The sequence below is a fragment of the Bradyrhizobium sp. Ken51 genome, assembly GCF_055807435.1.
In genome coordinates this window covers 16179-36703 of record NZ_JBVVPB010000042.1, presented here as the reverse complement: position 1 = coordinate 36703, position 20525 = coordinate 16179, and the positions used below count along the sequence as shown (strand labels likewise).

General features: G+C 63.7%; 20 protein-coding genes. 11 read left to right on the top strand and 9 right to left on the bottom strand.

The genetic code is table 11. The annotated features are described in order from the left end of the window. The first annotated feature begins 106 nt into the window (after positions 1 to 106). Together AC0L27_RS36845 and AC0L27_RS36840 are read left to right on the top strand one after the other, a co-directional pair. Positions 107 to 268 carry a DUF2934 domain-containing protein gene (locus AC0L27_RS36845; RefSeq protein ID WP_354060061.1) on the top strand — a complete coding sequence of 54 codons (162 nt, stop codon included), beginning with the start codon at positions 107 to 109 and terminating at the stop codon, positions 266 to 268. Positions 269 to 535: 267 nt separating this feature from the next. After that, the gene (locus AC0L27_RS36840) at positions 536 to 823 is read left to right on the top strand and encodes a DUF2934 domain-containing protein (RefSeq protein ID WP_354060063.1); all 288 of its coding nucleotides are present in this window, start codon (positions 536 to 538) and stop codon (positions 821 to 823) included. A 247-nt stretch (positions 824 to 1070) separates the two neighbouring features. Here the strand turns inward: AC0L27_RS36840 and AC0L27_RS36835 are convergent, their stop codons facing one another. After that, entirely contained in the window at positions 1071 to 1802 is a 732-nt protein-coding gene (locus tag AC0L27_RS36835; protein WP_354204931.1) for a DUF3750 domain-containing protein, read from the bottom strand. Positions 1803 to 1923: 121 nt separating this feature from the next. Between AC0L27_RS36835 and AC0L27_RS36830 the strand changes: the two genes are divergently transcribed. Further along, on the top strand, positions 1924 to 2184 hold the full coding sequence (locus AC0L27_RS36830) for a hypothetical protein (RefSeq protein WP_007595982.1): 261 nt from the start codon (positions 1924 to 1926) through the stop codon (positions 2182 to 2184). Between the two features lie 158 nt (positions 2185 to 2342). Here the strand turns inward: AC0L27_RS36830 and AC0L27_RS36825 are convergent, their stop codons facing one another. Then, a complete protein-coding gene (locus AC0L27_RS36825; RefSeq protein ID WP_354204933.1) occupies positions 2343 to 2558 on the bottom strand; it encodes a hypothetical protein in 216 nt (71 codons plus the stop codon). Here AC0L27_RS36825 and AC0L27_RS36820 point away from each other — a divergent pair. Beyond that, the gene (locus AC0L27_RS36820; RefSeq protein WP_354204935.1) at positions 2557 to 5673 is read left to right on the top strand and encodes a DEAD/DEAH box helicase; all 3117 of its coding nucleotides are present in this window, start codon (positions 2557 to 2559) and stop codon (positions 5671 to 5673) included. The two genes, AC0L27_RS36825 and AC0L27_RS36820, sit on opposite strands and share 2 nt — an antisense overlap. A 3-nt stretch (positions 5674 to 5676) precedes the next feature. Here AC0L27_RS36820 and AC0L27_RS36815 read toward each other — a convergent pair whose 3' ends face one another. The 5 genes from AC0L27_RS36815 to glgA all read right to left on the bottom strand — a co-directional run bounded on the left by AC0L27_RS36815 (position 5677) and on the right by glgA (position 11518). Then, on the bottom strand, positions 5677 to 6948 hold the full coding sequence (locus tag AC0L27_RS36815) for a DUF892 family protein (RefSeq protein ID WP_354204937.1): 1272 nt from the start codon (positions 6946 to 6948) through the stop codon (positions 5677 to 5679). 150 nt (positions 6949 to 7098) lie between these two features. Next, on the bottom strand, positions 7099 to 7392 hold the full coding sequence (locus AC0L27_RS36810; protein ID WP_354204939.1) for a hypothetical protein: 294 nt from the start codon (positions 7390 to 7392) through the stop codon (positions 7099 to 7101). A gap of 103 nt (positions 7393 to 7495) precedes the next feature. After that, positions 7496 to 9733, bottom strand: coding sequence for a glycogen debranching protein GlgX (glgX, locus tag AC0L27_RS36805; RefSeq protein WP_354204941.1), 2238 nt, complete (start codon positions 9731 to 9733; stop codon positions 7496 to 7498). A gap of 43 nt (positions 9734 to 9776) precedes the next feature. Continuing rightward, complete coding sequence (locus tag AC0L27_RS36800) at positions 9777 to 10034, bottom strand: DUF3606 domain-containing protein (protein ID WP_354204943.1); 258 nt, start codon at positions 10032 to 10034, stop codon at positions 9777 to 9779. Between the two features lie 74 nt (positions 10035 to 10108). Further along, positions 10109 to 11518: a glycogen synthase GlgA gene (gene glgA / locus AC0L27_RS36795; protein ID WP_473322627.1), complete on the bottom strand. Its 1410-nt coding sequence runs from the start codon at positions 11516 to 11518 to the stop codon at positions 10109 to 10111. A 335-nt stretch (positions 11519 to 11853) separates the two neighbouring features. Here glgA and treZ point away from each other — a divergent pair, with 335 nt between their 5' ends. Continuing rightward, positions 11854 to 13665 carry a malto-oligosyltrehalose trehalohydrolase gene (gene treZ, locus AC0L27_RS36790; RefSeq protein WP_473302312.1) on the top strand — a complete coding sequence of 604 codons (1812 nt, stop codon included), beginning with the start codon at positions 11854 to 11856 and terminating at the stop codon, positions 13663 to 13665. Positions 13666 to 13728: 63 nt separating this feature from the next. Beyond that, a complete protein-coding gene (locus AC0L27_RS36785) occupies positions 13729 to 14586 on the top strand; it encodes an SDR family oxidoreductase (RefSeq protein WP_354204949.1) in 858 nt (285 codons plus the stop codon). A gap of 88 nt (positions 14587 to 14674) precedes the next feature. Here the strand turns inward: AC0L27_RS36785 and AC0L27_RS36780 are convergent, their stop codons facing one another. Further along, positions 14675 to 15190, bottom strand: coding sequence for a YciE/YciF ferroxidase family protein (locus tag AC0L27_RS36780; RefSeq protein WP_354204951.1), 516 nt, complete (start codon positions 15188 to 15190; stop codon positions 14675 to 14677). A gap of 85 nt (positions 15191 to 15275) precedes the next feature. On the opposite strand from AC0L27_RS36780, the gene AC0L27_RS36775 reads away from it, so the two are divergent. The 3 genes from AC0L27_RS36775 to AC0L27_RS36765 all read left to right on the top strand — a co-directional run bounded on the left by AC0L27_RS36775 (position 15276) and on the right by AC0L27_RS36765 (position 16294). Continuing rightward, positions 15276 to 15470, top strand: a complete 195-nt coding sequence (locus AC0L27_RS36775; protein WP_275169405.1) for a hypothetical protein — start codon at positions 15276 to 15278, stop codon at positions 15468 to 15470. A 40-nt stretch (positions 15471 to 15510) separates the two neighbouring features. Next, positions 15511 to 15774 carry a hypothetical protein gene (locus AC0L27_RS36770; RefSeq protein WP_354204954.1) on the top strand — a complete coding sequence of 88 codons (264 nt, stop codon included), beginning with the start codon at positions 15511 to 15513 and terminating at the stop codon, positions 15772 to 15774. A 334-nt stretch (positions 15775 to 16108) separates the two neighbouring features. Then, a complete protein-coding gene (locus tag AC0L27_RS36765; protein WP_275169403.1) occupies positions 16109 to 16294 on the top strand; it encodes a hypothetical protein in 186 nt (61 codons plus the stop codon). Positions 16295 to 16341: 47 nt separating this feature from the next. Here AC0L27_RS36765 and AC0L27_RS36760 read toward each other — a convergent pair whose 3' ends face one another. Beyond that, positions 16342 to 18129 carry a peptide ABC transporter substrate-binding protein gene (locus AC0L27_RS36760; protein WP_354204956.1) on the bottom strand — a complete coding sequence of 596 codons (1788 nt, stop codon included), beginning with the start codon at positions 18127 to 18129 and terminating at the stop codon, positions 16342 to 16344. 392 nt (positions 18130 to 18521) lie between these two features. Here AC0L27_RS36760 and AC0L27_RS36755 point away from each other — a divergent pair, with 392 nt between their 5' ends. After that, complete coding sequence (locus AC0L27_RS36755) at positions 18522 to 19316, top strand: MetQ/NlpA family ABC transporter substrate-binding protein (RefSeq protein ID WP_473322625.1); 795 nt, start codon at positions 18522 to 18524, stop codon at positions 19314 to 19316. Between the two features lie 136 nt (positions 19317 to 19452). Continuing rightward, the gene (locus tag AC0L27_RS36750; RefSeq protein ID WP_354204959.1) at positions 19453 to 20487 is read left to right on the top strand and encodes a putative FMN-dependent luciferase-like monooxygenase; all 1035 of its coding nucleotides are present in this window, start codon (positions 19453 to 19455) and stop codon (positions 20485 to 20487) included. Positions 20488 to 20525 lie beyond the last annotated feature (38 nt).

Genomic DNA, 20525 nt, shown 5'->3' with positions numbered 1-20525 from the left:
TTGACTCAGCGGGCCAGCGTCGCCGCCGATTTGCTGGCCTGCACGGCCCCGCCTCCAAGCCCCCATACCCCCCAGGGTGGGGCCGTGTCTCTTCGCAGGAGATGCAATGCCGGAGCCGACCGATCACGACATCAGAGAACGCGCGCACCGCTTGTGGGAACAGGCGGGCAAGCCGGAAGGCCGCGAGCAAGAGTTCTGGCACGCGGCCGAGCAGGAGTTGCGCAACGAGGACAAGTCGAACCCCATGCGGACGCCGGATACGCTGTGACCGACAAGAGCTGCCCATTCTGCCACGGTCTGGGATGGGTCTGCGAAAACCATCCGCTCCGGGCCTGGAGCGAGGAATTGGGTGGCTGCCGGTGTGGTGAGGGCATGCCCTGCACCTGCAACGCGACGGAAGATCCCGAAACAAGGGCGGTGATCGTCGAAGCGGACACGACGTGGCATTGAAGGCGGAACAGAGTCTTCCAGCAGGAATTGAGGTTGTGAGCAGCACGGGCTGCGACGCAGGCCCGTGGCTACGGCGGGGTTTGCGGTGGACGAGCGGCAAAAGATAGAGCACCAGATCGAACTCGCAACGCGAGCGGCAGCCCTTGTCAAAGACGAAACCACTGTCCAGCGATTCAGGACGTTCGCCGAGGAGCTGAAGCAAAAGCTCCTTCGCATGATGCGGCGCGGCAAGGTGCGAGCGCGTGCGTACGAGCTCTGGGAGCAGGCCGGTCGTCCGGCCGATCGGGACGTGGAGTTCTGGGTCGAAGCGGAACGGCAGATCGAAGAAGAGCGCGATCAGCGGAGGCTCTCGGATCCCTCAGACAAACGATAGAAAGCGAAGCGATAGGACGAAACGATACACAAAGAAAAAACCGCCGAGTACTTCCCCGGGCGGTTTCAAAAGTCCGTAGCTGTTGGTCGCCAGCCTCGTGCGTACCGCCGTTACCTTGTTTGCGGCCATGCAAGTTCATTCTAGGCCAAGGCGCTCGATTCTGCTGTGACCTGAAGCACACATATGAAGGACGATGTCGGGAAGCTTGGGAGGGCAGCGACTTTGATGGACCTGCTCCGTCATCGTCCTACGCGCCGGCCGCGACGCCCAGGCGGCCTATGCCTGGAAGCTTCAGCGCGGGGCGGCGGATGTCGAGGCCGAGCACCGCGCCGAGAAAATTGATCTCGACCCCTTCGACCCAGCCGACGGTCATGCCGAGATAGCCCGACAGCGAGGCGTAGAGCCCGGTGCCGGACGCCGTGATGCCGGCCCAGCGTCCGCTGTAGGGAAAGTCCTTGCCGATGGCGGTCGGCGGCAGCACCGCGCGCAGCTCGGGAACGGCGTCCAGTGCCGCCTGCACGAAGGTGTTGGAATTCGGTCCCGGCCAGGCGCTGTAGTCGCCATAGGCGCGGAACTTGTAATTCTCGATGACGGCACGGATCTTCGGAATCAGCTCTTCGGCCCGCGTGCCGTCGACCGCGACGACCGTTTCCGGGAGGGCGCCGAACCAGCGGCCGTCGGGCGCAAAGCCGTTGCTGCGAACAGGGTCGCCCCAGGCCGTGTAGTCGTATCGGCTGTAGGTCGCGGCGCCCTTCTCCTTGACGACGATCCAGGTGTGGACGGCAAAAATACTGCGCCAGCGTACGGTGCGCGCGGCGAATACGCGGATCAGTGCGTCCGGATTGGCGGACGCGGGCGGCAGCAGGCCGGCGCTGGAGCGATCCGCCGTCTGCCAATTGCCGCGGCTGTCGCCGCGCAAATAATAGCGGCCGGCCGACACGGCGATCGGCAGGAAGATCAGCAGCAGGAACAGAATCAAGGATTTCCTCAAGGGCAAACGGCGGTCAGGCAGGACGATGCCACCAATATAGTTCGCAAGGCACGCCGCGCCAGCGCTCTCCTGCTCTTGCATTCGGGTGGTGCGGCCATATGTTGCGTCCATGAGGAAGTTGTCGCTCGTCGAAGACCAGGCCATTCAGGCGCGAATCGCGTACATCGCGGGCGCCGAGATTTTCGATCGCCTGTTCGCCGGTATCCGGTTCGACGAAATCGACGGCAATCTGCTGTTTGCCATTGCCAGCGACGAAGACTGCGCGGCCGAGATCGAGGACGAGTTCTCGCACCAGCTCGCTGTGGTCGCAACGCACATCCTCGCGCAGAGCGTGGACGTGGTCGTGGTGCTGCCGAAGGTCCTGCAATAGCCGCCTGCCGGTTAGCCTTCTGCCCGTTAAGGCCGCTTGCCTTCGCCCTCTGTCTCTGCTTTTCAACGCAATTGCAAAATTGTAATGACGTCATTGGCGCTCAGGCCCGAGGCGCGTTATCGACGGAGCTCGACGGGAGGGCTCGTCGTCGCTCGCCTCTATTTGCGAAACAAAGTTGGATACACATTGGCGCCCACCAGGAAAGCCCGGGCCACGACCGGCGCGATAAAGACAAAAAGCAAGAGCTCAACAAGCAAAGGCTCGAAGAGCAAGAGCGCGAAAAGCAAGAGTTCGAAAAGTACCAGCTCGACAAGCAAGCGCGCGGACAAGAGCGCCTCGCGCTCCGCGGTCGCCTCCTCATCGCCGCTCGGCATGCTGGCGCTGCATCTGCTCGAGCAGTGGGAGAAGTCCGGCCGCGACGGCCTCGTCTTCCTCTGCGACGACGAGAGCAGGGCGGAGCGACTGGGCGGTGTGATCCACGCCCTCGATCCCGCGGTCGATGTGCTGGTGTTTCCGCGCCTGAACACGCTGCCCTTCGACGGCCTTGAGCCATCCCGCGAGATCGCGGGCCGGCGCAGCTCGGTGCTGCGGCGTCTCGCCAAGGCAAAGAAGCCCGTCTTCCTGGTGTCGACCGCGGAAGCCATCATGGAACGGCTGCCGCTGCCGGCGAGCTGGTCGCGGTCCAGCCTCACGCTGAAGGTGGGCGCGCCCTATTCCGGGCCCGATCTGGAGACGCGGCTGGAAGCGCTCGGCTACGACCTCGACGAAGAGGCGGAGTATCCGGGCGGCGTCCTGTTCCACGGCAAGACGTTCGAAGTGTTTCCCGCCGGCGCGCTCGCTCCCTTCCGGATCGAGCATTCCGGAGACACGATCCGCAAGATCGTCGCGGTCGATCCGATCGAGCACGAGGTCGTCTACGAGACCGCCGAATTGATCATCGATCCCATGTCCGAGCGGATCGCGCTGGGGGCTACGCGCGGACAGCGGGCGACGCTGCCTGATTATTGCAGCCGCGCGCGATGGATCGCGGATGCGGGGGTGTCGACACACGCCGAGAGCTGGCTGGGCACGATCGAGGACGCCGCCGGCCGCAGGGATGCGGAGCGCGAGTATCTGGGGCAGGCGGACTGGAAGCAGCTGAAGAGGCGCATCAGCGTGCTGCCGCGCAAGGCCGCCTTCATCTCGACGCCGGAGTTCTCGAAGCTGGCATCGCCGCGCAAGGCGCTTCGCGCCTTCGTCGACGACATGCAGCGCGGCGGATCGCGGCTGCTGCTCGTCGCCGCCGTCGAGGATGACCTTCGCGCGATGGAGCGCATGAGCGGCATCAAGGCGGAGCGCCTGGCCGATTGGAGCGAGGTGGCGAAGGCACGGAGCCGCGAAGGCGCGCTGCTGGCCGATTTCGACGCGGGGTTCATTGGCGCCGGCCGCAAGCCGCTTGTTGTCGTGACCGCGTCCGACGTGCTCGGCAGCCGGGCCCATCATCCCCAGCCGATGGCGCGAGCCTGGAACCCGGCGTTCGATCATCCTGATGTGCCCGAAAAGGGCGCCGCCATCGTCCATCTGCAACGCGGGCTAGCCGTGCTCGATGGCTTACAGACCCTCGACATGGGCAAGGGATCGCGACGCGAGATGATCAGGCTCAAATTCGCGGGGGACAATGCCGTGCTCGTACCGCCGTCCGATCTTGCCGTGATCTGGCCCTATGCCGGCGAACCCGGCAAGCTGACGCTGGACAAGGCGGACGGCAGCAGCTGGTGGGCGCGGCGCACCGAGGCGGAAGCCGAAATCCAGGTCGCCGCCAAGGCACTCGCCAAACACATCAGCCAGCGCCTCCGCCGTCGTGCACCCAAACTGGTGCCGCCGGGGCCGGCTTACGAAAAATTCGTCGCGCGGTTCCCCTATTTCACGACAGTGGACCAGGGCCAGGCGATTCAAGACGTCCTCGACGATCTTGCGGCGGGCCATCCTATGGACAGGGTGATCTGCGGTGACGTCGGCTTCGGCAAGACCGAGGTCGCGCTGCGGGCGGCGGCCGCAGTGGCGCTGTCGGGCAAGCAGGTGGCGATCGCGGCGCCGACCACGGTGCTGTCGCGGCAGCATGTCGAAACCTTCCGCAAACGGTTCGGCCCCCTCGGGATCGAGGTGGGAAGTCTGTCGCGGGCCAGTTCAGGCCCGGAGACGCGAGAGACCAAGGAGGGGCTGCGGCGCGGCACGCTGAAAGTCGTGGTCGGCACGCAGGCGCTTGCGGCAAAGGACGTGAAGTTCGCTGACCTCGGCCTCGTCATCATCGACGAAGAGCAGCATTTCGGCGCGGCGGAGAAGGCGAAGCTTTCAGGCCTCGCCAAGGGCGCCCATTCGCTGTGGATGAGCGCCACGCCGATTCCGCGCACGCTCGCGGCGGGACTTGCCGGCTTCAGGGATCTCAGCGTGATTGCCTCGCCGCCGGTTCATCGCCTTCCCATCGTGACCAGGATCGCGCCGCTGTCCGACGCTGCCATCGCCGCGGCGCTGCTTCGCGAGCGCAGGCGGCACGGTCAGAGCTTCCTGATCTGCCCGCGCATCCAGGATCTGGAGCCGATGTTGGCCCGTGTGCAATCGGTGGCACCGGAGCTGCGCATCGTCTGTCTTCACGGCAGATTGCCCGTGGACGAGATCGACGACCGCATGATGAGTTTCGTCGATGGCGAAGCGGATGTGCTGCTGGCGACCAATATCGTGGAAAGCGGTCTGGATATTCCGCGCGCGAACACCATCGTGGTGTGCTGGCCCGAAAAATTCGGACTTGCGCAGCTGCATCAGCTCAGAGGGCGGGTGGGACGCGGCGGCACGCGCGCGTTTGCTCATCTTCTGACGGAATCGACCTCGGAGCAGTCCGAGAAGCGGCTGGCCGTGCTGGAGGAGTTCAGCAAGCCGGGTGCCGGCTTTGCGATCAGCGAGCGCGACCTCGACCTCAGGGGCGCCGGCGATCTGTTCTCGGAACAGCAGTCCGGCCACGTCCAGGTGTTCGGACCGGTGCTCTACAGTCACCTGCTGAAGCGGGCGTCCGAGCGTGACAGCGATACCGGCGCCGATCTGTGGGTGCCCGATCTCAATATGCCGTTGGCCGACATGCTGCCTGAAGGCTACGTGCAATCGGAGGCGGTCCGGCTCGAGATCTATGGCCGCGCTGCCAGGTGCCGAAGCGACGACGATCTGGAAGATCTGGAAGAGGAGATCTCGCGCCGGTTCGGCAGGCTGCCGCCGGAGGCCCGCGACTTCTTCGCATCCGCCAGGCTCCGGATCGATTGCAAGCGGCGCGGCATCGTCAGGCTCGATGTCGGGCCGGAGGCCGTCGCCGCGACGTTCCTGCCGGGGCGGCTGCGGAAATCCAGGGGAAAGTCGGAAGGCCGATCGCTACAACGCGACGGCGACCGCGTCGTCTACGCCGGTCGCCGTGATCAGGACCCGTTCAGGCGCGTCGAGGAATTCCTCGAACTCCTCGACGCCTGAGGATCATTCGGTCTGCTCGACTGCCGCGGGCATTTTCGCCACCGACATCAGCGAGCGGGCCACTTGGTTGAGGAGCTGATCGGCGTTCTCCTCCTCGGCGAGCGATTTCGACAGCAGGGCGACGACGGCACTGTGGCGAAGTTGCTGGGCGAGGTTGCGTGCCGTGGTGTAGCCGGCGATCTCGTAGTGCTCGACGCGCTGCGCCGCGCCGATCAGAGCAAGGTCGGCCGCCGCGTCCTCCTTGTCCTCGCCCTCGGCCATGATCTCCTGGCCCTCCTCGACGAGGCCCATCATGCCCTTGCAGGGCTTGGCGCGGGCGGATTTGCCGAGCATTTCGAAGCACTCGTTGATGCGCTCGACCTGCGCTTCGGTCTCTGCGAGGTGCTGCTCGAACAGCTCGCGCAACTGGTCGAAGCGAGCGGCCTCCGCCATCTTGGGAAGCGCTTTGGTCAATTGCTTCTCGGCATGCAGGATATCGCGCAGCTCATTGATGAGCAGATCGCCGAGACCCGCTTCGTCCGCCGGTGGCGAGCTCTCGGTGACGATGGCTGTGGCCGGACCCGGTTCGCCCGCCTGGATCGCCGGCGACTCCGTGAAGACCCAGTCGCCGCCCTCGTTCCAGGGGCCGCGCGTGTCGATCTCGCCATGATCGCCGGCGCCGGTGGAATCGTTGAAGAACTGGTCGACGAGGCCGGGCGTCGGCGCGATGCGGCCGATGCTGAAAGCCGGCTTGCCCATGCTCTCGAGCGCGAGCGCAAACGCCTTCATGTGCGTGATCTCGCGCGTCATCAGGAACTGCAGCGCGTCCTTGCTGCCGGCGTCGTCGCAGAAATTGATCAGCCGCTCGTAGACGATCTTGGCCCGTGCCTCTGCGGCGATGTTGCTGCGCAGATCGACGTCGAGCTCGCCGGTGATCTTCAGATAGTCGGCGGTCCAGGCATTGCCCTGGGAGTTGAAGAGATTGACCCCGCCGCCGCCGGCGATGGCGATGAGGGGATCGGCTTCGGCCGCCTGGCGGTCGAACTTCGACGGCTTGAGATGCATCCGCGCCAGCGTGCCGACCACTTCCAGATGGCTGAGCTCTTCGGTGCCGATGTCCATCAGCAGGTCCTTGCGATCGGGATCCTCGCAGTTCAACCCTTGGATCGAGTACTGCATCGCGGCGGCGAGCTCGCCATTGGCGCCGCCGAACTGCTCCAGCAGCATGTTGCCGAAGCGGGGATCCGGCTCGTCGACGCGAACGGTGAACATCAACTTCTTGACGTGGTGATACATGGAGGGACTCTCGGGTGCTGGAGGGGGCGTGGAAAGAAGGTGAGTCCCGAACGGGCGGCTGCAGCGTTCGTTCCTATTGATACGACCCGCGCCAGTGATGTCCGGCGCGGGTCGTTGGATGTCGAGCGGTAGGATGGCGAGCGTGTTCGTTTAGCGCTGGTCCGGACGCTTGGCGGGCGGCCCACTCTTGTTGCCTGGTGCGCCCTTAATATTCGACGGGTCCTGCGATTGCACGGCGGTGTTGCCAGTCGAATTCGTCGAACTCGATCCGACGGTTTCACCGGGCTTGGCGGCCGGTCCGTTCTTGTTGCCGGGCTGTCCGGCAATGCCGGCACCCGAATTCTGCGCACTCGGCGCGGACGAAACGTCAGGCTTGCTGGCCTGCGCCCAGGCTGCTCCAGGCAGCGCGAGAGCGGCGAGGATAACGGCACCTGTGAACTTCATCTCGGTGTTCTCCGACTGATGCCCCATCTACTCGAACGCCGGTAACCTGCGTGCGTTCCCCGTCGTCATCAACTCGACAGCATCGGCACCGTGTCACGCCGAGCTATCCCGGCAACGGCGCCTCCACGACGTCCAGCAGCGCGCCGAGGCCCTGTCGCAAACGGCGCGTGGCGATGCTCTCGGTGGCGAGACCGAACACCACGAGGGATCGCCCGGTCATCGCATAAACGTGCCCGAAGTCGAACGCGGGCATCTGCCCTTCCGGTTGATTGGTGTCGATCAACCCGACCCAGCTGCGTCCCTCGGCGACGGCAGGCAAGGTGAAATTGACGACGTCGTGATGGGCGTTGTAGATCAGCAGCATGGTTGCGTCCGAGCCGCGGCGCTTGATCCCGGTCTCCTGGGCGCGGCCGTCGAGCAGCAAAGCGAAACATTTGGCGTTGCCGTCCTGCCACTGCTCCGTCGTCATTTCCTCTCCGGACGGCGCGAGCCACGTCACGTCCTTGACGTCCAGCTCTTCGTTGTGCGAGCCGACCAGAAACCGACTGCGGTAGAGAATCGGAAATGCCTTGCGCGTCGCGATCAGCTTGCGCGTGAATTCGCGCAGGCTGCGGCCGTTCGCGGTGATGCCCATCCAGTCGAGCCATGTGGTCTCGTTGTCCTGGGCGTACGCGTTGTTGTTGCCGTGCTGGGTGTGTCCGAATTCGTCACCGGCAAGCAGCATGGGCGTGCCGTGAGACAACAGCATGGTTGCCAGCAAATTGCGCTTCTGGCGCTCGCGCAGCGCAATGATGTCCGGATCGTCCGTCGGTCCCTCGGCGCCGCAGTTCCAGGAATGATTGTTGCTGTGGCCGTCGCGATTGTCCTCGCCATTGGCTTCGTTGTGCTTGTCGTTGTACGAAACGAGATCATTGAGATTGAAACCGTCATGGGCGGTGACAAAGTTGACACTGGCCCACGGCCGGCGGCCGCGCTTGTTAAAGAGATCGCCGGATCCAGACACGCGCTTGGCGAAGTCCGCGATCGATCCTTCGTCGCCCTTCCAGAAAGCGCGCACGGTGTCCCTGAACTTGTCGTTCCATTCCGCCCATCCCGGCGGAAACTGACCGACCTGATAGCCGCCAGGACCGATGTCCCAGGGCTCGGCGATCAGCTTGACGCTGGAGAGCACGGGGTCCTGGCGGCAGGCATCGAGGAAGCCGCCGCCCTCGTCGAACCCGTAGGGTTCGCGTGCCAGAATGGTGGCGAGGTCGAACCGGAAGCCATCAACCCGCATCTCGGTCGCCCAGTAGCGCAGGGAATCCGCCACCAGTTGCAGCACGCGCGGGTGTGACAGGTTCACCGTGTTTCCGGTACCGGTATCGTTGATGTAATAGCGCTGCTGGTCCGGCAGCAGGCGGTAATAGCTGGCGTTGTCGATGCCCTTGAACGACAGGGTCGGGCCGAGTTCGTTTCCTTCCGCGGTGTGATTGTAGACGACGTCGAGGATGACCTCGATGCCATGGGCGTGGAACTGGTTGACCATGGCTTTGAATTCGTTCGCGAACGGCGTCTTGAGGTAACGCGGCTCCGGCGCGAAGAAGGCAAGGGAGTTGTAGCCCCAGTAATTGCGCAGGCCTTTCTCGACCAGGTAGCTGTCGTCGACGAAGGCATGGATCGGCAACAGTTCTGCACTGGTGATGCCGAGCGATCGCAAATAGGCCGGCACCTCCGAGTGCGCGAGACCGGAGAACGTGCCGCGGTCTGCGTCCGGCACCAGCGGATGCAGCTGGGTAAAGCCCTTGACGTGCATCTCGTAGACGATCGTCCGCTCCCACGGCACTTCCGGCTTGCGCGCGGCGCCCCAGGTGAAGGCGGGGTCGATGACCCGGCATTTCTGCATCAAGGGCGCGCTGTCGCGTTCGTCGTAGGAGAGATCCTTGTCGGCATGGTCGAGCTGGTAGCCGAACAGCTCCGGTCCCCAGCGCAACCGGCCGACCAGCTGCTTGGCGTAGGGATCGAGCACGAGCTTGTTGGGATTGAAGCGGTGTCCCGCGTCGGGTTCGTACGGGCCGTGAACGCGGTAGCCATAGACGGTGCCTGGACGGGCGGCGGGCAAATAGCCATGCCAGACTTCGTCGGTATATTCCGGGAGTTCGATCCGCTCCAATTCGGTCTCGCCGTCGTCGTCGAACAGGCAGAGCTCGACCTTGGTGGCATGGGCCGAAAACAGCGCGAAATTGACGCCGAGCCCGTCCCAAGTGGCGCCGAGCGGAAACGGCTTGCCCTCGCTGATCCGGGAGCGGCGCAGGCTCGAGGCCGCTCGCGTCAGGGCGTCATCCGAATGTACTTGTTGATCCATCGTTCCCCCCGGACAGCCCTTCAAGAATTTGGTGCAGTTGCCGTCACTTCCGCGTCGCCTGCTCGCCGACGTTCGCCGAAGCGATCACGGCGACAGGAGGCACATCGTCCGGCTTGGGCAGCGTGGTTGCCCTTTGCAGCGCCGCCTCCTTGCTGATGGCCGCAATCGAGTTGCCGGTCCGCTCGACGATGCTGGTCAGCTCCGCGTCGGACAGTCCGAGACGCTTTCTGACGAGGCGCACCTGGGTACGGTCGGCCAGGTCGAGCTTGTTGCGGATCGGTTGTGGCTTCGAGCGGCGCATGGCGAAAACTCCTGTGTAGAGCTGCAACCGCCCCCCAAGTGATTCCGTTCCCTGCTTGCCTTGCAGTTGCGCGTCTAGATCGAAGATTTGTAGATCGCCGCGTACGATTTGGCCGACTGGGTCCAACTGAAGGCCTGTGCCATGGCCGCGCGCCGCATGTGATCGAGGCGATCCTTCATGCCGAAGGTGGAAAAGGCCCGGCAAAGGCTTCCAAGGAAGCCGGGGGCTGACGCGCGGTCGAACAGGAAGCCCGTTTCGCCATCCACGATCGTCTCGGCGAGGCCGCCGGTACGATGGCCGATTGGCAGCGAACCGAAGCGCTGGGCGTACATCTGGCTCAGCCCGCAGGGTTCGAAGCGCGACGGCATCAGGGTAAAGTCGCTGCCGGCGAAGATCTTTCGTGCCTCGGCGTCGTCGAAGCCGATCTTCACGGCGATCGAGCGCGGCGCGCGCACTTGCGCCTGCAGCAGCGCTTCCTCGAACCGCGTTTCGCCCTTGCCTGTCACGACAATCTGGCCGCCCGCATCGACGATCGCTTGCGCACTCTCGATCACGAGGTCGACGCCCTTCTGGTGCACCAGGCGCTCCACGAGCGCGAACAGGGGACCTCTTGAGACCGCCAGTCCGAACTGCTCCCTGACGTCGTCGGCGTTCAACGACCGTTCGGTCCAGTCCCCGGCGCCGAACGGCTGGAACAGCGAGGGGCAGGTGCGCGGATCCCAGCTCTCGTCGATCCCGTTCAAGATGCCGGAAAGCTGGTTGCGATCGGCCCGTTGCCGCAACAGCCCTTCGAGACCGCAGCCGAACTCGGCGGTGGTGATCTCGCGGGCATAGGTCTGGCTGACGGTCGTCAGGTGGGAAGCGTAGACCAGGCCGGCCTTGATGAAGGACAGACGATTGTAGAATTCCACGCCGTCGATGTTGAAGCTCGCCTCGGGAATGCCCAGCGGCGCGAGCGAGCTGCGGTCGAAGACGCCTTGATAGGCGAGATTGTGGATCGTGAACACAGTTGGAATGTGCGCGTACTGCCATTCCAGATAACCGGGGATCAGTGCACATTGCCAGTCATTGGCATGGACGAGATCGGCGGCCCAATCCTTGTCGACCAATCCTCTCGCGACCTGCGCTGCGGCATAAGAGAAGGTCGCGAACCGGACATTGTTGTCGCCCCAATCGGCCCCGCGGCCATCGGCATAGGGGGTGCCGTCTCGTTCGTACAGCGCCGGGCACCGGACGACGTAATAGGTCATGCCGTCGGCGGTATGCCCGAGATCGATCGCGAAGGCCGGAAGGGCCGCGAATGGCTGGCACCATCCGACGGTCGTAAGGTCTTGTAACCCGCGCAGGACAGCCGGATAGCCGGGGATGATGACGCGGACGTCGGCAAAATCGCGCAAGGCGCGCGGGAGAGCCGCCGAGACGGCGGCGAGTCCACCCACTTGAATGAAGTCTGATACTTCAGGCGTCGCGAAAAGGATCCGCATGCGCTAGGCCCCCCGGCCCAAGGGACAACATCGGCCTCTGCCAACCATCTTCGAAATTCCAATTGCGCTTCCCCAACGGAGCGCAAATCCTGAATTCCGCACCGCAACAAACGTTCCTAACTTTCGCCACCGATCAGACTTTTTTCGTCCTCGGTCCAAAAGTGCACATAGAGCGTGTGCGCCGGGTGCGGCGCTCGCCTGAGGAACGAATGCCCGCATCTCGGCTTCATTCGTCCTGAGCATGCTTAAGCGATCGTAAAATCGAGCCTCGCGAAGCGTGTCGTCACTTCCAGCCATGCAGGTAAAGGCGGCCAGGTTTGAGTCACAGATTGGGAATGGCCGGGCAGGCGCGACACCACGGTCCTCGATGCCTCGATCACGGGGTCTGCTTCAATCTCTGGGCGCCGACGGCGCGCTCGGTCGAATTGCTCGAAGCCGGCCAGCCGCCCCGCCCGATGACGCGAGACGACGACGGCTGGTACCAGTGGTTGAGCCCCACCGCGCGCGTCGGCACGCGCTATCAGTTCAGGATCAACGAAGATCTGGTCGTTCCCGATCCCGCCTCGTTCTTCCAGCCCGACGACGTCGGGGCGCCGAGCGAGGTGGTCGACACCGCGGCGTTCCGGGATCCGGTGCTCTATCCCGGCCGCCCCTGGGCGGAGGCCGTGATCTACGAGCTGCATGTCGGCACCTTCAGCGAGGAAGGCAGCTATGCCGGCATCGAGAAGAAGCTGCCCTATCTGCGCCATCTCGGCATCACCGCGATCGAGCTGATGCCACTCAATGACGTCCCCGGCCGGCACAATTGGGGCTATGACGGCGTGCTGCTGAATGCGCCAAATGCACGCTACGGCAGGCCGGAAGACCTCAAGCGGCTGTTACGCGCGGCGCATGCCCTCGACATCATGGTCTATCTCGATGTCGTCTATAACCATTTCGGGCCGCAGCTGAACTATCTGCACCTCTATGCAGAGAGCTTCTTCACCGCGCGCCACAGCACCGGCTGGGGGCCTGCGGTCAACCTCGAGGGACACGACGGCGCGTTCGTGCGCGAGTTCCTGATCGAGAACGCGTTGATGTGGCTGCGCGACTATGGCTTCGACGGCTTGCGGCTCGACGCGGTCCATGCCCTGAAGGACGATTCCGAACGCCATTTCCTGGTCGAGCTTGCCGAGACGGTTCGCCGTCAGCTGCCGGGCCGGCGCGTGCATCTGATGCTGGAGAACGAGGCCAATCAGGCCCGCCTGCTCGACCGAGCGCAAGGACCAACCCGGCTCTATGATGCGCAATGGGGCGATGATTTTCACAACGCGCTCCACGTCCTGTTGACGGGCGAGGACGAAGGCTATTATCGCGCCTTCGCCGACAGGCCGCTCGAACATCTCGCGCGAGCGCTCATTGAGGGCTTTGCCTATCAGGGCGAAGTCTTTCCGCTGCATGACGCACCGCGCGGCGAGCCGAGCGCGCATCTGCCGCCCGAGGCCACCATCTTCTTCGCCCAGAACCACGACCAGATCGGCAACCGCGCGTTGGGGGAGCGGCTTTCAAGACTGGTCGGTGCGGAGAAACTGGATCAGGCCATGGCGCTGGTTCTCTTGAATCCGCATATTCCGATGTTGTTCATGGGTGAGGAAGCCGCGGCCGAGACGCCGTTCCTGTTCTTCGCGGATTGGTCGGGCGAAGCGGCCGAGCTGACGCGGGAAGGGCGGCGCAAGGAGTTTTCTCACTTCAAGGCATTCTCGACGCCTGACATGCGCGCCAGGATTCCGGATCCGTGCGATGAAAAGACCTTCGAGGCATCGAAGCTCGACTGGACCGGCATCGATCGCTCTCCCGCCAGCGCCAGGTTTCGCGGCCTGACAGCCCAATTGCTGAAGATACGGCGCGAGAAGATCGTGCCGCTGATCAAACGGGGTTTCGTGTCGGCTGATTGCAAGTTGCTGGGGGAGGACCAGCGCAAGGGCGGCCTGGATGCCCGTTGGCGGACGGAGAAGGGAGACATCTTGCAGATTGTTACCAATTTCGCCGACCGCGAACTGCCCATGCCGGCACTGGTTGCGGGCGAGAGCCTATGGCGATTGGGTGCCGGCGACGCGCCAGCCCTATTGCCGAACGACATCATCGTGCGGCTTGGCCAGGAGGCGTGATGGAACGGCGAGGAACGCTTCCGAAAGCTTTCCGTTAGCGGAGCAAATCTCTGGAGCCGCTTCATGACCGAATATCCAAAGCCGCCTTATCCTCCGCAACAGCAACCGATGCCCGGTTCGACGCGCGCGATGAATCCGCGACCGGATCACGGCGAGGAGAGTTATAAAGGCGCCGGGCGCCTGGCCGGAAAGAAAGCGATTATCACCGGAGGCGACAGCGGCATCGGCCGCGCGGTCGCGATCGCCTATGCCCGGGAAGGCGCGGACATCGTCGTCGCCTATTTGAACGAGGACGAGGATGCCGCCGAGGTCAAGGCGCTGGTGGAGCGCGAGGGACGCAAGGTCGTCCTGATCCCCGGTGACATCCGCAATCCCGATCATTGCCGCGCGATCGTCGCCCGCACCGTCCAGGCGTTCGGCGCAATAGACATCCTCGTCAATAACGCGGCCCATCAGGACACGTTCAAGGAGATCGCTGATATCAGCGACGAGGAATGGCAGCGGACGTTCGAGACCAACATCCACGCCATGTTCTATCTCACCAAGGCTGCGGTGCCCCACATGCGCCCGGGAGCGGCGATCATCAACACCGCGTCGGTGAACTCCGACATGCCGAATCCGACCCTGCTCGCCTATGCGACGACCAAGGGCGCCATTCAGAATTTCACCGGCGGGCTCGCCCAGATGCTGGCGGCGAAGGGCATTCGGGTCAATGCGGTCGCCCCGGGGCCGATCTGGACGCCGCTGATTCCGTCGACCATGCCGGAGGACAAGGTCAAGAATTTTGGCAAGCAGGTGCCGATGCAGCGGGCCGGCCAGCCGGCCGAGCTCGCGACCGCCTATGTCATGCTCGCCGATCCGCTCTCGAGCTACACATCGGGAGCAACCCTGGCGGTCACCGGCGGGAAGCCGTTCATCTGACCGAACGTGCAACGAGAACGTGGCAGCTCCGCGAGCGGGGCCGCCACGTCCAGTACTTCACCAGCACGTCTTAACTGGCACGTCTCGATCAAGCGGCGCTGGACGCCTTGGCATTGACGCCCTTGCGAAGCGCTACGGTATTCAGCTTGGTGTTGGCGGCCTTCTCTTCGTTCAGGTTCGTCGTGAGGAAGCGCACGATGTCGTCGTGCCCGAGTTCCTCCGCCCATGCGATCAGCGTGCCGTAGCGGCACATTTCATAATGTTCGACGGCCTGTGCGTTGGCCACGATCGCGGCGTCGAGCACGGCCTTGTCCTCGATCTCGCCGGCGGTCTCGTCGGCCTCCTTGATGATGCCGTCGATGGCGGGACAGTGCGTTCCGCTGGGCTCCTTGCCGAGCTTCGCGAACACCTTGCCGAGCCTGTCGACCTGCTTGTTGGTCTCTTCCAGATGAGCTTTCAGCCCGGCGACGAGGTCTTTGTTCGTCGCCTTGTCGATCATCTTCGGCAGCGCCTTGAGGATCTGCTGTTCCGCGTAATAGATATCCTGCAGGCCGTGCAGCAGCAGGTCTTCCATCGATTTGATATCCTTGGTGAAGAATCCCATAAATGATGTCTCCTTTCACAATGATGGAACTGGAACGCCGCAAAGCCACGGCTGTTCCATCCCCGGACCAGATCAGGAGAGCCCAATGAGCGATGGAGTGGATCATCTTGCGGGCCTGCTCGGACGAGCGGCGATGGACGTGTGGGGCGACATGCCGCGCGACATCCAGGAAGCGCTGTTCGAGACTGCCATGAAGGGACGTGCCGCGGAACGGGAAGAGCTTGCGCGGCTGCTGCACGAGAGGCATCCCCGTACGCTTCATCCGGCGCGGCCGGGCTGAGTCGCGGCAGGAACGATCGGGCAAGAAGCCGATTTGTAAAATGTGGATGCGCGGCCAACGGGATTCGACGAAGTCCGCGAGCCGTAGCTCCGCCCAGGATCAAATCGGTGAGTCGATCGGCGTGACTGAAATGATGATCGGAAAATGGTACGACCCGATCTCCCAGAGATGGATCGTGCCGCGCGAGGCGCGCCCGGTGGCGGGCTATTCGCAATCCAACCCGGAGAAAGGGCCAGAAACCCGCGCATCGGGCGATGCGGAGCGGATCTGGGACCTGTTGGTCGATTGCTGCGCGCGCGGTTGATTTCCGAGCCGCACCATCATTCGCTCTGCTGTCGGCAATTCATAGAGTGATGACATAGACCGCGAAGGCAATGATGAGTGCCAGGCTCACGACGGCGGTGCTGATCAGTATCTTGCCCATGGCGCGTCCGTGTTGTCTCACGGCATCAATGAAACAGCCGTCATCTTCGTTCCGGACCGCAGCTGAAGGCAGCTCGAACTGTTCACATGTGAACAAAGTGCGTCGGTACCAAATGGCTTGAACTATATCATTTGATATAGATATGGCTGCGCTCGCTCTTATCATTGGCCATCCAGAAAGGCACCGCATCGTGCCATGACATGGAGATCCGATCGTGCTCAGGCGGCATCGCGTTCAGCAAACCACCACGCTTCAAGAGCGGCTTGCGGAGTTCACCAGGACCATCCGTGAGAAGGCCGAGTCGTTGCCGGACGGCAAGGAGAGGGATGAGCTGATGAAACGGCTGAGAAGCGCCGACACGGCGTCAAACCTCGACCGCCAATTCGCGGGCAGGGATTGAGCTGGTGGTCTGCCGAGACGGAGATCGAGCGTTCAGCCTCTCCGGCGTCAGCTGCGGTACCAACCCGCCAGATTCCAGGTCGTAACGTCCCATCCCGACATGTCCACCATGAGGTCGTTGACCCCTGCGTTGACGATGTTGCGGGATAGAAGCGGCAGGAACACGTTAGCCTCGCAAAAGGTTTCGTCGACCTTGATCAGCAGCGCGGCGCGCTTGACCGGATCAAGCTCGTTCTGCGCGGCCTTGTAGGCCTTGTCGGCCTCGGGATCGGACCAGCGCGAGACGTTGCGGCCGAGCCATTTGTTGTCCTTGTTGGAGATTTCCCAGGAGACGCACTGGTTCAGGAAGCGCTCCGGGTCGGGCTGCGGCTGCGTGGTGTTGTACATCTCCATATCGGCATAGAATTTCGAGTAGGTGTCGGGGTTGCCGACGTCGGACGAGAAGAACACCGATGCCGTGACCGCCTTGATTTCGATCTCGATGCCGGCCTTCTGGCAAGCCTGCTTGATGATCGCCTGCGTCTTCTGACGCGGCGCATTGGTCGAGGTCTGGAAGACGAATTTGAGCTTCTTGCCGTCCTTCTCGCGGATGCCGTCCGCGCCCTTGGCCCAGCCGGCTTCATCGAGGACCTTGTTGGCCTTGCCGATGTCGAACTCGTATTTCAGCTTCGGCGACTTGAACTGTTTGGGTGCGTTGACGAAGCTCGCGGTGGCGACGCCGCCGCGCCCGTAGATGAACTTCTGGATCGACTCGCGGTCGATCAGCAGGTTCATCGCGCGGCGAACGGCGGGATCGGACAGCGCCGGGTGCTTGGTCTTGGGGCTGGAGCGCTCGCCGTCCACCTCGGTCCACGGGTCCGTCGTGTTGAGGATGATGAACTCGACGTTACCTGAGGGCGTGACGTCGAGCTTGCCCTTGCCGCTGGCCTCCATGCGTTTGAGGACCTCCTCCTCCACCTGCATGTTCCAGGCATAGTCATATTCGCCGGTCTGCAGCACGGCGCGCGCCGCGGACACCGCATCGCCGCCGCCCTTGATCTCCAGCGTGTCGAAATGCGGCTGGTTCTTGACGTGATAGTCGGGATTGCGTTCGGCCCGGATCAGGTCCCCGGGCTTGAACTCGACGAATTTGTAGGGACCGGTGCCGACCGGCTTCAGATTGCCAGGCGCTTCGCGCGACTTCGCACCGACATAGTCGCCGAAATGATGTTTCGGCAGGATCGGACCGACCGAACCGACGAACGGGTCGGCCCAGAACGGAGTCGGCGCCTTGAAGAGCACCTTGACGGTGTGGTCGTCGATCTTCTCGACCGTGATGTCTTTGTAGGATCCGGTGGTGTACGCCGCTGTGGCGAGATCCGAGGCGTATTGCCAGGTGAAGACGACGTCATCGGCGGTGAAGGGCTTGCCGTCGTGCCACCTCACGCCCTGCTTCAGTTTCCAGGTCACGCTCAGGCCGTCCGGGGAAAGGCCGCCGTTCTGCTTGGATGGGGCCTCGGCCGCGAGGCAGGGGACGAGATTGCCCTCCTTGTCCCAGCCGGCGAGCGGCTCGAAGAAGACGCGCGAGGCGATCTGATCCTTGGTGCCGAGCGCGAAATGCGGATTGAGCAGCGTCGGAGCCTGCCAGAGCAGGATCTTGAGCGGGCCGCCGCCCCCGGCCTTGGTCGGCTTGTAGGGCAGCGTGGCGTCCGCCATCGCCACGTCGTTCCAGACCAGGATCTGGCTCGCGACCGGCGCTGCGATCCCGATCGCAGCCATGGTCTGCATGAAGGAGCGTCGCGACAGCTTGCCCTGCTTCACCTCAGCGATGGACTTGCGGATTTCGTTCTCGTTCATCGGATGATCCCCACTTCACAGACAAGTCGTCACCGGCCAGGGCCCATCATGTTTCATCATGGGCGAGGCGGCAATGCCGACAGGGTCAGAAAACCCTGCGGCGAAATGACGAACGTGTGGGGGGAGGTTTGAAGCCCGGATGGAGCCGAGCGCAAACCAGGATAAGTCCTGCCGCGCAGGCGGCGTCCCGAGTCGGGCTTCGCTCCATCGGACTACGGGCAACGATCCGTGCCGTTTTGCCGTGATGCGCCTCACGCTTGCGCGGGTGCATTCGTTCCCCACATGCGATCGAACGGAGAAGTGTCGTCCGCGTCAGCCGGCCAATATGGATTTCCATTTCATTGATTTCGCCTCGCGGAGAAGCGAATACGGTTCCAATTATTGCCCGAGTGATGGAGACCAAGATGCCGTTCCGTTCCACCCTGATCCTCGCGATCGTGCTCGCCGCCTGGTCGGCCGCCGCTTCGGGCGAGACCATCAAGATCGGCGTGACGCCGGGGCCGCACGCCCAGATCTTTGAGGCCGTGAAGCCGATCGCGGCCAAGCAGGGTCTCGACATCAAGCTCATCGAATTCTCCGACTACGTCGTGCCGAACGCCGCGCTCGATGCGGGCGAAATCCACGCCAATTCGTTCCAGAACCAGCCTTATCTCGACAACCAGAAGGCCGACCGTGGCTACAAGATCGAAGCCGTCGGCCTGACCGTGAATTTCCCGATCGGTGTCTATTCCAAGAAGCGCAAGGCCTTCGCCGATATCCCGGAGGGCGGCAAGGTCTCGATCCCGAACGATCCGACCAATGGCGGGCGCGTGTTGCTGCTCCTGCGCGACAAGGGTGCGATCAAGCTGAAGGACGGCACCGGCTTCAAGCCGACGGTGCTTGATATCACCGAGAATCCCAAGAAGCTGAAGTTTATCGAGGTCGACGCGGCGCAGGCGCCGCGCGCGCTCGACGATGTCGACGCTGCCGCGATCAACACCAATTATGCAACCCAGGCGGGCCTCGATCCCGTCAAGGATCCGATCCTGCGCGAGGACCCGAAGGGCCCCTACGTCAATCTCATCGCCATTCGCACGGTCGACAAGGACAAGCCCTGGGTCAAGATCCTCGTGGACAGCTACCACACGGCGGAGGTCAAGGAGTTCGTCCTGACCAAGTTCAAGGGCGCGGTGCTGCCGAGCTGGTAGGCAGTCTGCCTAGTCAAAGTCCAGCTCAGGGCGATCCCGGCGGGCAGCCTTGCGTACTAGCCCTGCGCAATGCCCGCTTGTCTGGAGCTGCGGCAACCGACATCATCGGGGCCCATCCTCGTCCGACAGGGGTCGTATGAAACGCTTAGCAAACCTGAAACGCCTGGGGTTTTTCACGCGGCTTCTCGACGAGGCCCCGCCCGCCGACCGATATCGCTTCGCGGCCGAGCAGATCGTGCGCGCCGAGAAGGCGGGCCTCGATTCCGCGTGGATCGCGCAGCACCATTTCCACGAGCGCGAGGGCGGCCTGCCGTCGCCCTTCACCTTCCTCGGTTACGTCGCAGCCCAAACCTCGCGCATTCGGCTCGGCACCGGCATCGTCACCTTGCCGCTTGAGAATGCGGTGCGCGTGGCCGAGGACGCCGCGGTGCTCGATCTGCTCTGCAACGGTCGCTTCGAACTCGGTGTCGGCACCGGCGGCAATCCCTCGGCCTTTGCTGCCTTCGGCCTCGACAGCGCCCAGCGTAACGAGATCTTTGCGCGCAATCTGGAGGTCGTCCGCACGGCGCTGGTGGGCAAGCCGCTCGACGGTGGCGACACGCTCTATCCGCAGCGGCCGCAACTGGACGACAGGATCTGGCAGGCGACGTTCTCTGTGGCGGGCGGCGCGCGTGCCGGCAAGGCGGGCGATGGCCTGTTGCTGTCGCGCACCCAGCCCCGGACTACGGAAGCGCCGAAGGCAACGCTGGCCGAGATTCAGAACCCGGTGATCGATGCCTATCTCGAAGCACTGCCGCCGGGACGCGAGCCCCGCATCATGGCTTCGCGCACCATCTTCGTCGCCGACGACCGCACTGAGGCGTTGCGCCTTGCCGATATCGGGCTGCGGCGCGCGCTGCCCCAATTCCTCAAGGGCGGCCACGCCAAGCCGGGCGAGACGCTGGAGGAGATGATCGCGGCCTTCGACACCCATGTCGGCGCGGCCGACGACGTCATCGCTTCGCTCCGCGCCGACGCCACGCTGGAGCGGGTGACCGATCTCGTCTTCCAGGCGCATTCCGTCGATGCCCCGCATCCCCATATCCTGCGCTCGATCGAGCTGGTCGCGGAGAAGGTCGCGCCAGCGCTGGGCTGGGCGCGGACGGCGCCCGACGTGGCGCTGGCGGGATAGTCGGAATGAACGGAATCGCGTTGCACCAGGCTGCAAGA

Coding starts and splice junctions, on each gene's coding strand:
- AC0L27_RS36845 (WP_354060061.1), top strand. CDS start 107: ATGCCGGAGCCGACCGATCACGACATCAGAGAACGCGCGCACCGCTTG.
- AC0L27_RS36830 (WP_007595982.1), top strand. CDS start 1,924: ATGAGGAAGTTGTCGCTCGTCGAAGACCAGGCCATTCAGGCGCGAATC.
- AC0L27_RS36820 (WP_354204935.1), top strand. CDS start 2,557: ATGCTGGCGCTGCATCTGCTCGAGCAGTGGGAGAAGTCCGGCCGCGAC.
- AC0L27_RS36825 (WP_354204933.1), bottom strand. CDS start 2,558: ATGCCGAGCGGCGATGAGGAGGCGACCGCGGAGCGCGAGGCGCTCTTG.
- AC0L27_RS36815 (WP_354204937.1), bottom strand. CDS start 6,948: ATGTATCACCACGTCAAGAAGTTGATGTTCACCGTTCGCGTCGACGAG.
- AC0L27_RS36810 (WP_354204939.1), bottom strand. CDS start 7,392: ATGAAGTTCACAGGTGCCGTTATCCTCGCCGCTCTCGCGCTGCCTGGA.
- glgX (WP_354204941.1), bottom strand. CDS start 9,733: ATGGATCAACAAGTACATTCGGATGACGCCCTGACGCGAGCGGCCTCG.
- AC0L27_RS36800 (WP_354204943.1), bottom strand. CDS start 10,034: ATGCGCCGCTCGAAGCCACAACCGATCCGCAACAAGCTCGACCTGGCC.
- glgA (WP_473322627.1), bottom strand. CDS start 11,518: ATGCGGATCCTTTTCGCGACGCCTGAAGTATCAGACTTCATTCAAGTG.
- treZ (WP_473302312.1), top strand. CDS start 11,854: ATGGCCGGGCAGGCGCGACACCACGGTCCTCGATGCCTCGATCACGGG.
- AC0L27_RS36785 (WP_354204949.1), top strand. CDS start 13,729: ATGACCGAATATCCAAAGCCGCCTTATCCTCCGCAACAGCAACCGATG.
- AC0L27_RS36780 (WP_354204951.1), bottom strand. CDS start 15,190: ATGGGATTCTTCACCAAGGATATCAAATCGATGGAAGACCTGCTGCTG.
- AC0L27_RS36775 (WP_275169405.1), top strand. CDS start 15,276: ATGAGCGATGGAGTGGATCATCTTGCGGGCCTGCTCGGACGAGCGGCG.
- AC0L27_RS36770 (WP_354204954.1), top strand. CDS start 15,511: ATGTGGATGCGCGGCCAACGGGATTCGACGAAGTCCGCGAGCCGTAGC.
- AC0L27_RS36760 (WP_354204956.1), bottom strand. CDS start 18,129: ATGAACGAGAACGAAATCCGCAAGTCCATCGCTGAGGTGAAGCAGGGC.
- AC0L27_RS36755 (WP_473322625.1), top strand. CDS start 18,522: ATGGAGACCAAGATGCCGTTCCGTTCCACCCTGATCCTCGCGATCGTG.
- AC0L27_RS36750 (WP_354204959.1), top strand. CDS start 19,453: ATGAAACGCTTAGCAAACCTGAAACGCCTGGGGTTTTTCACGCGGCTT.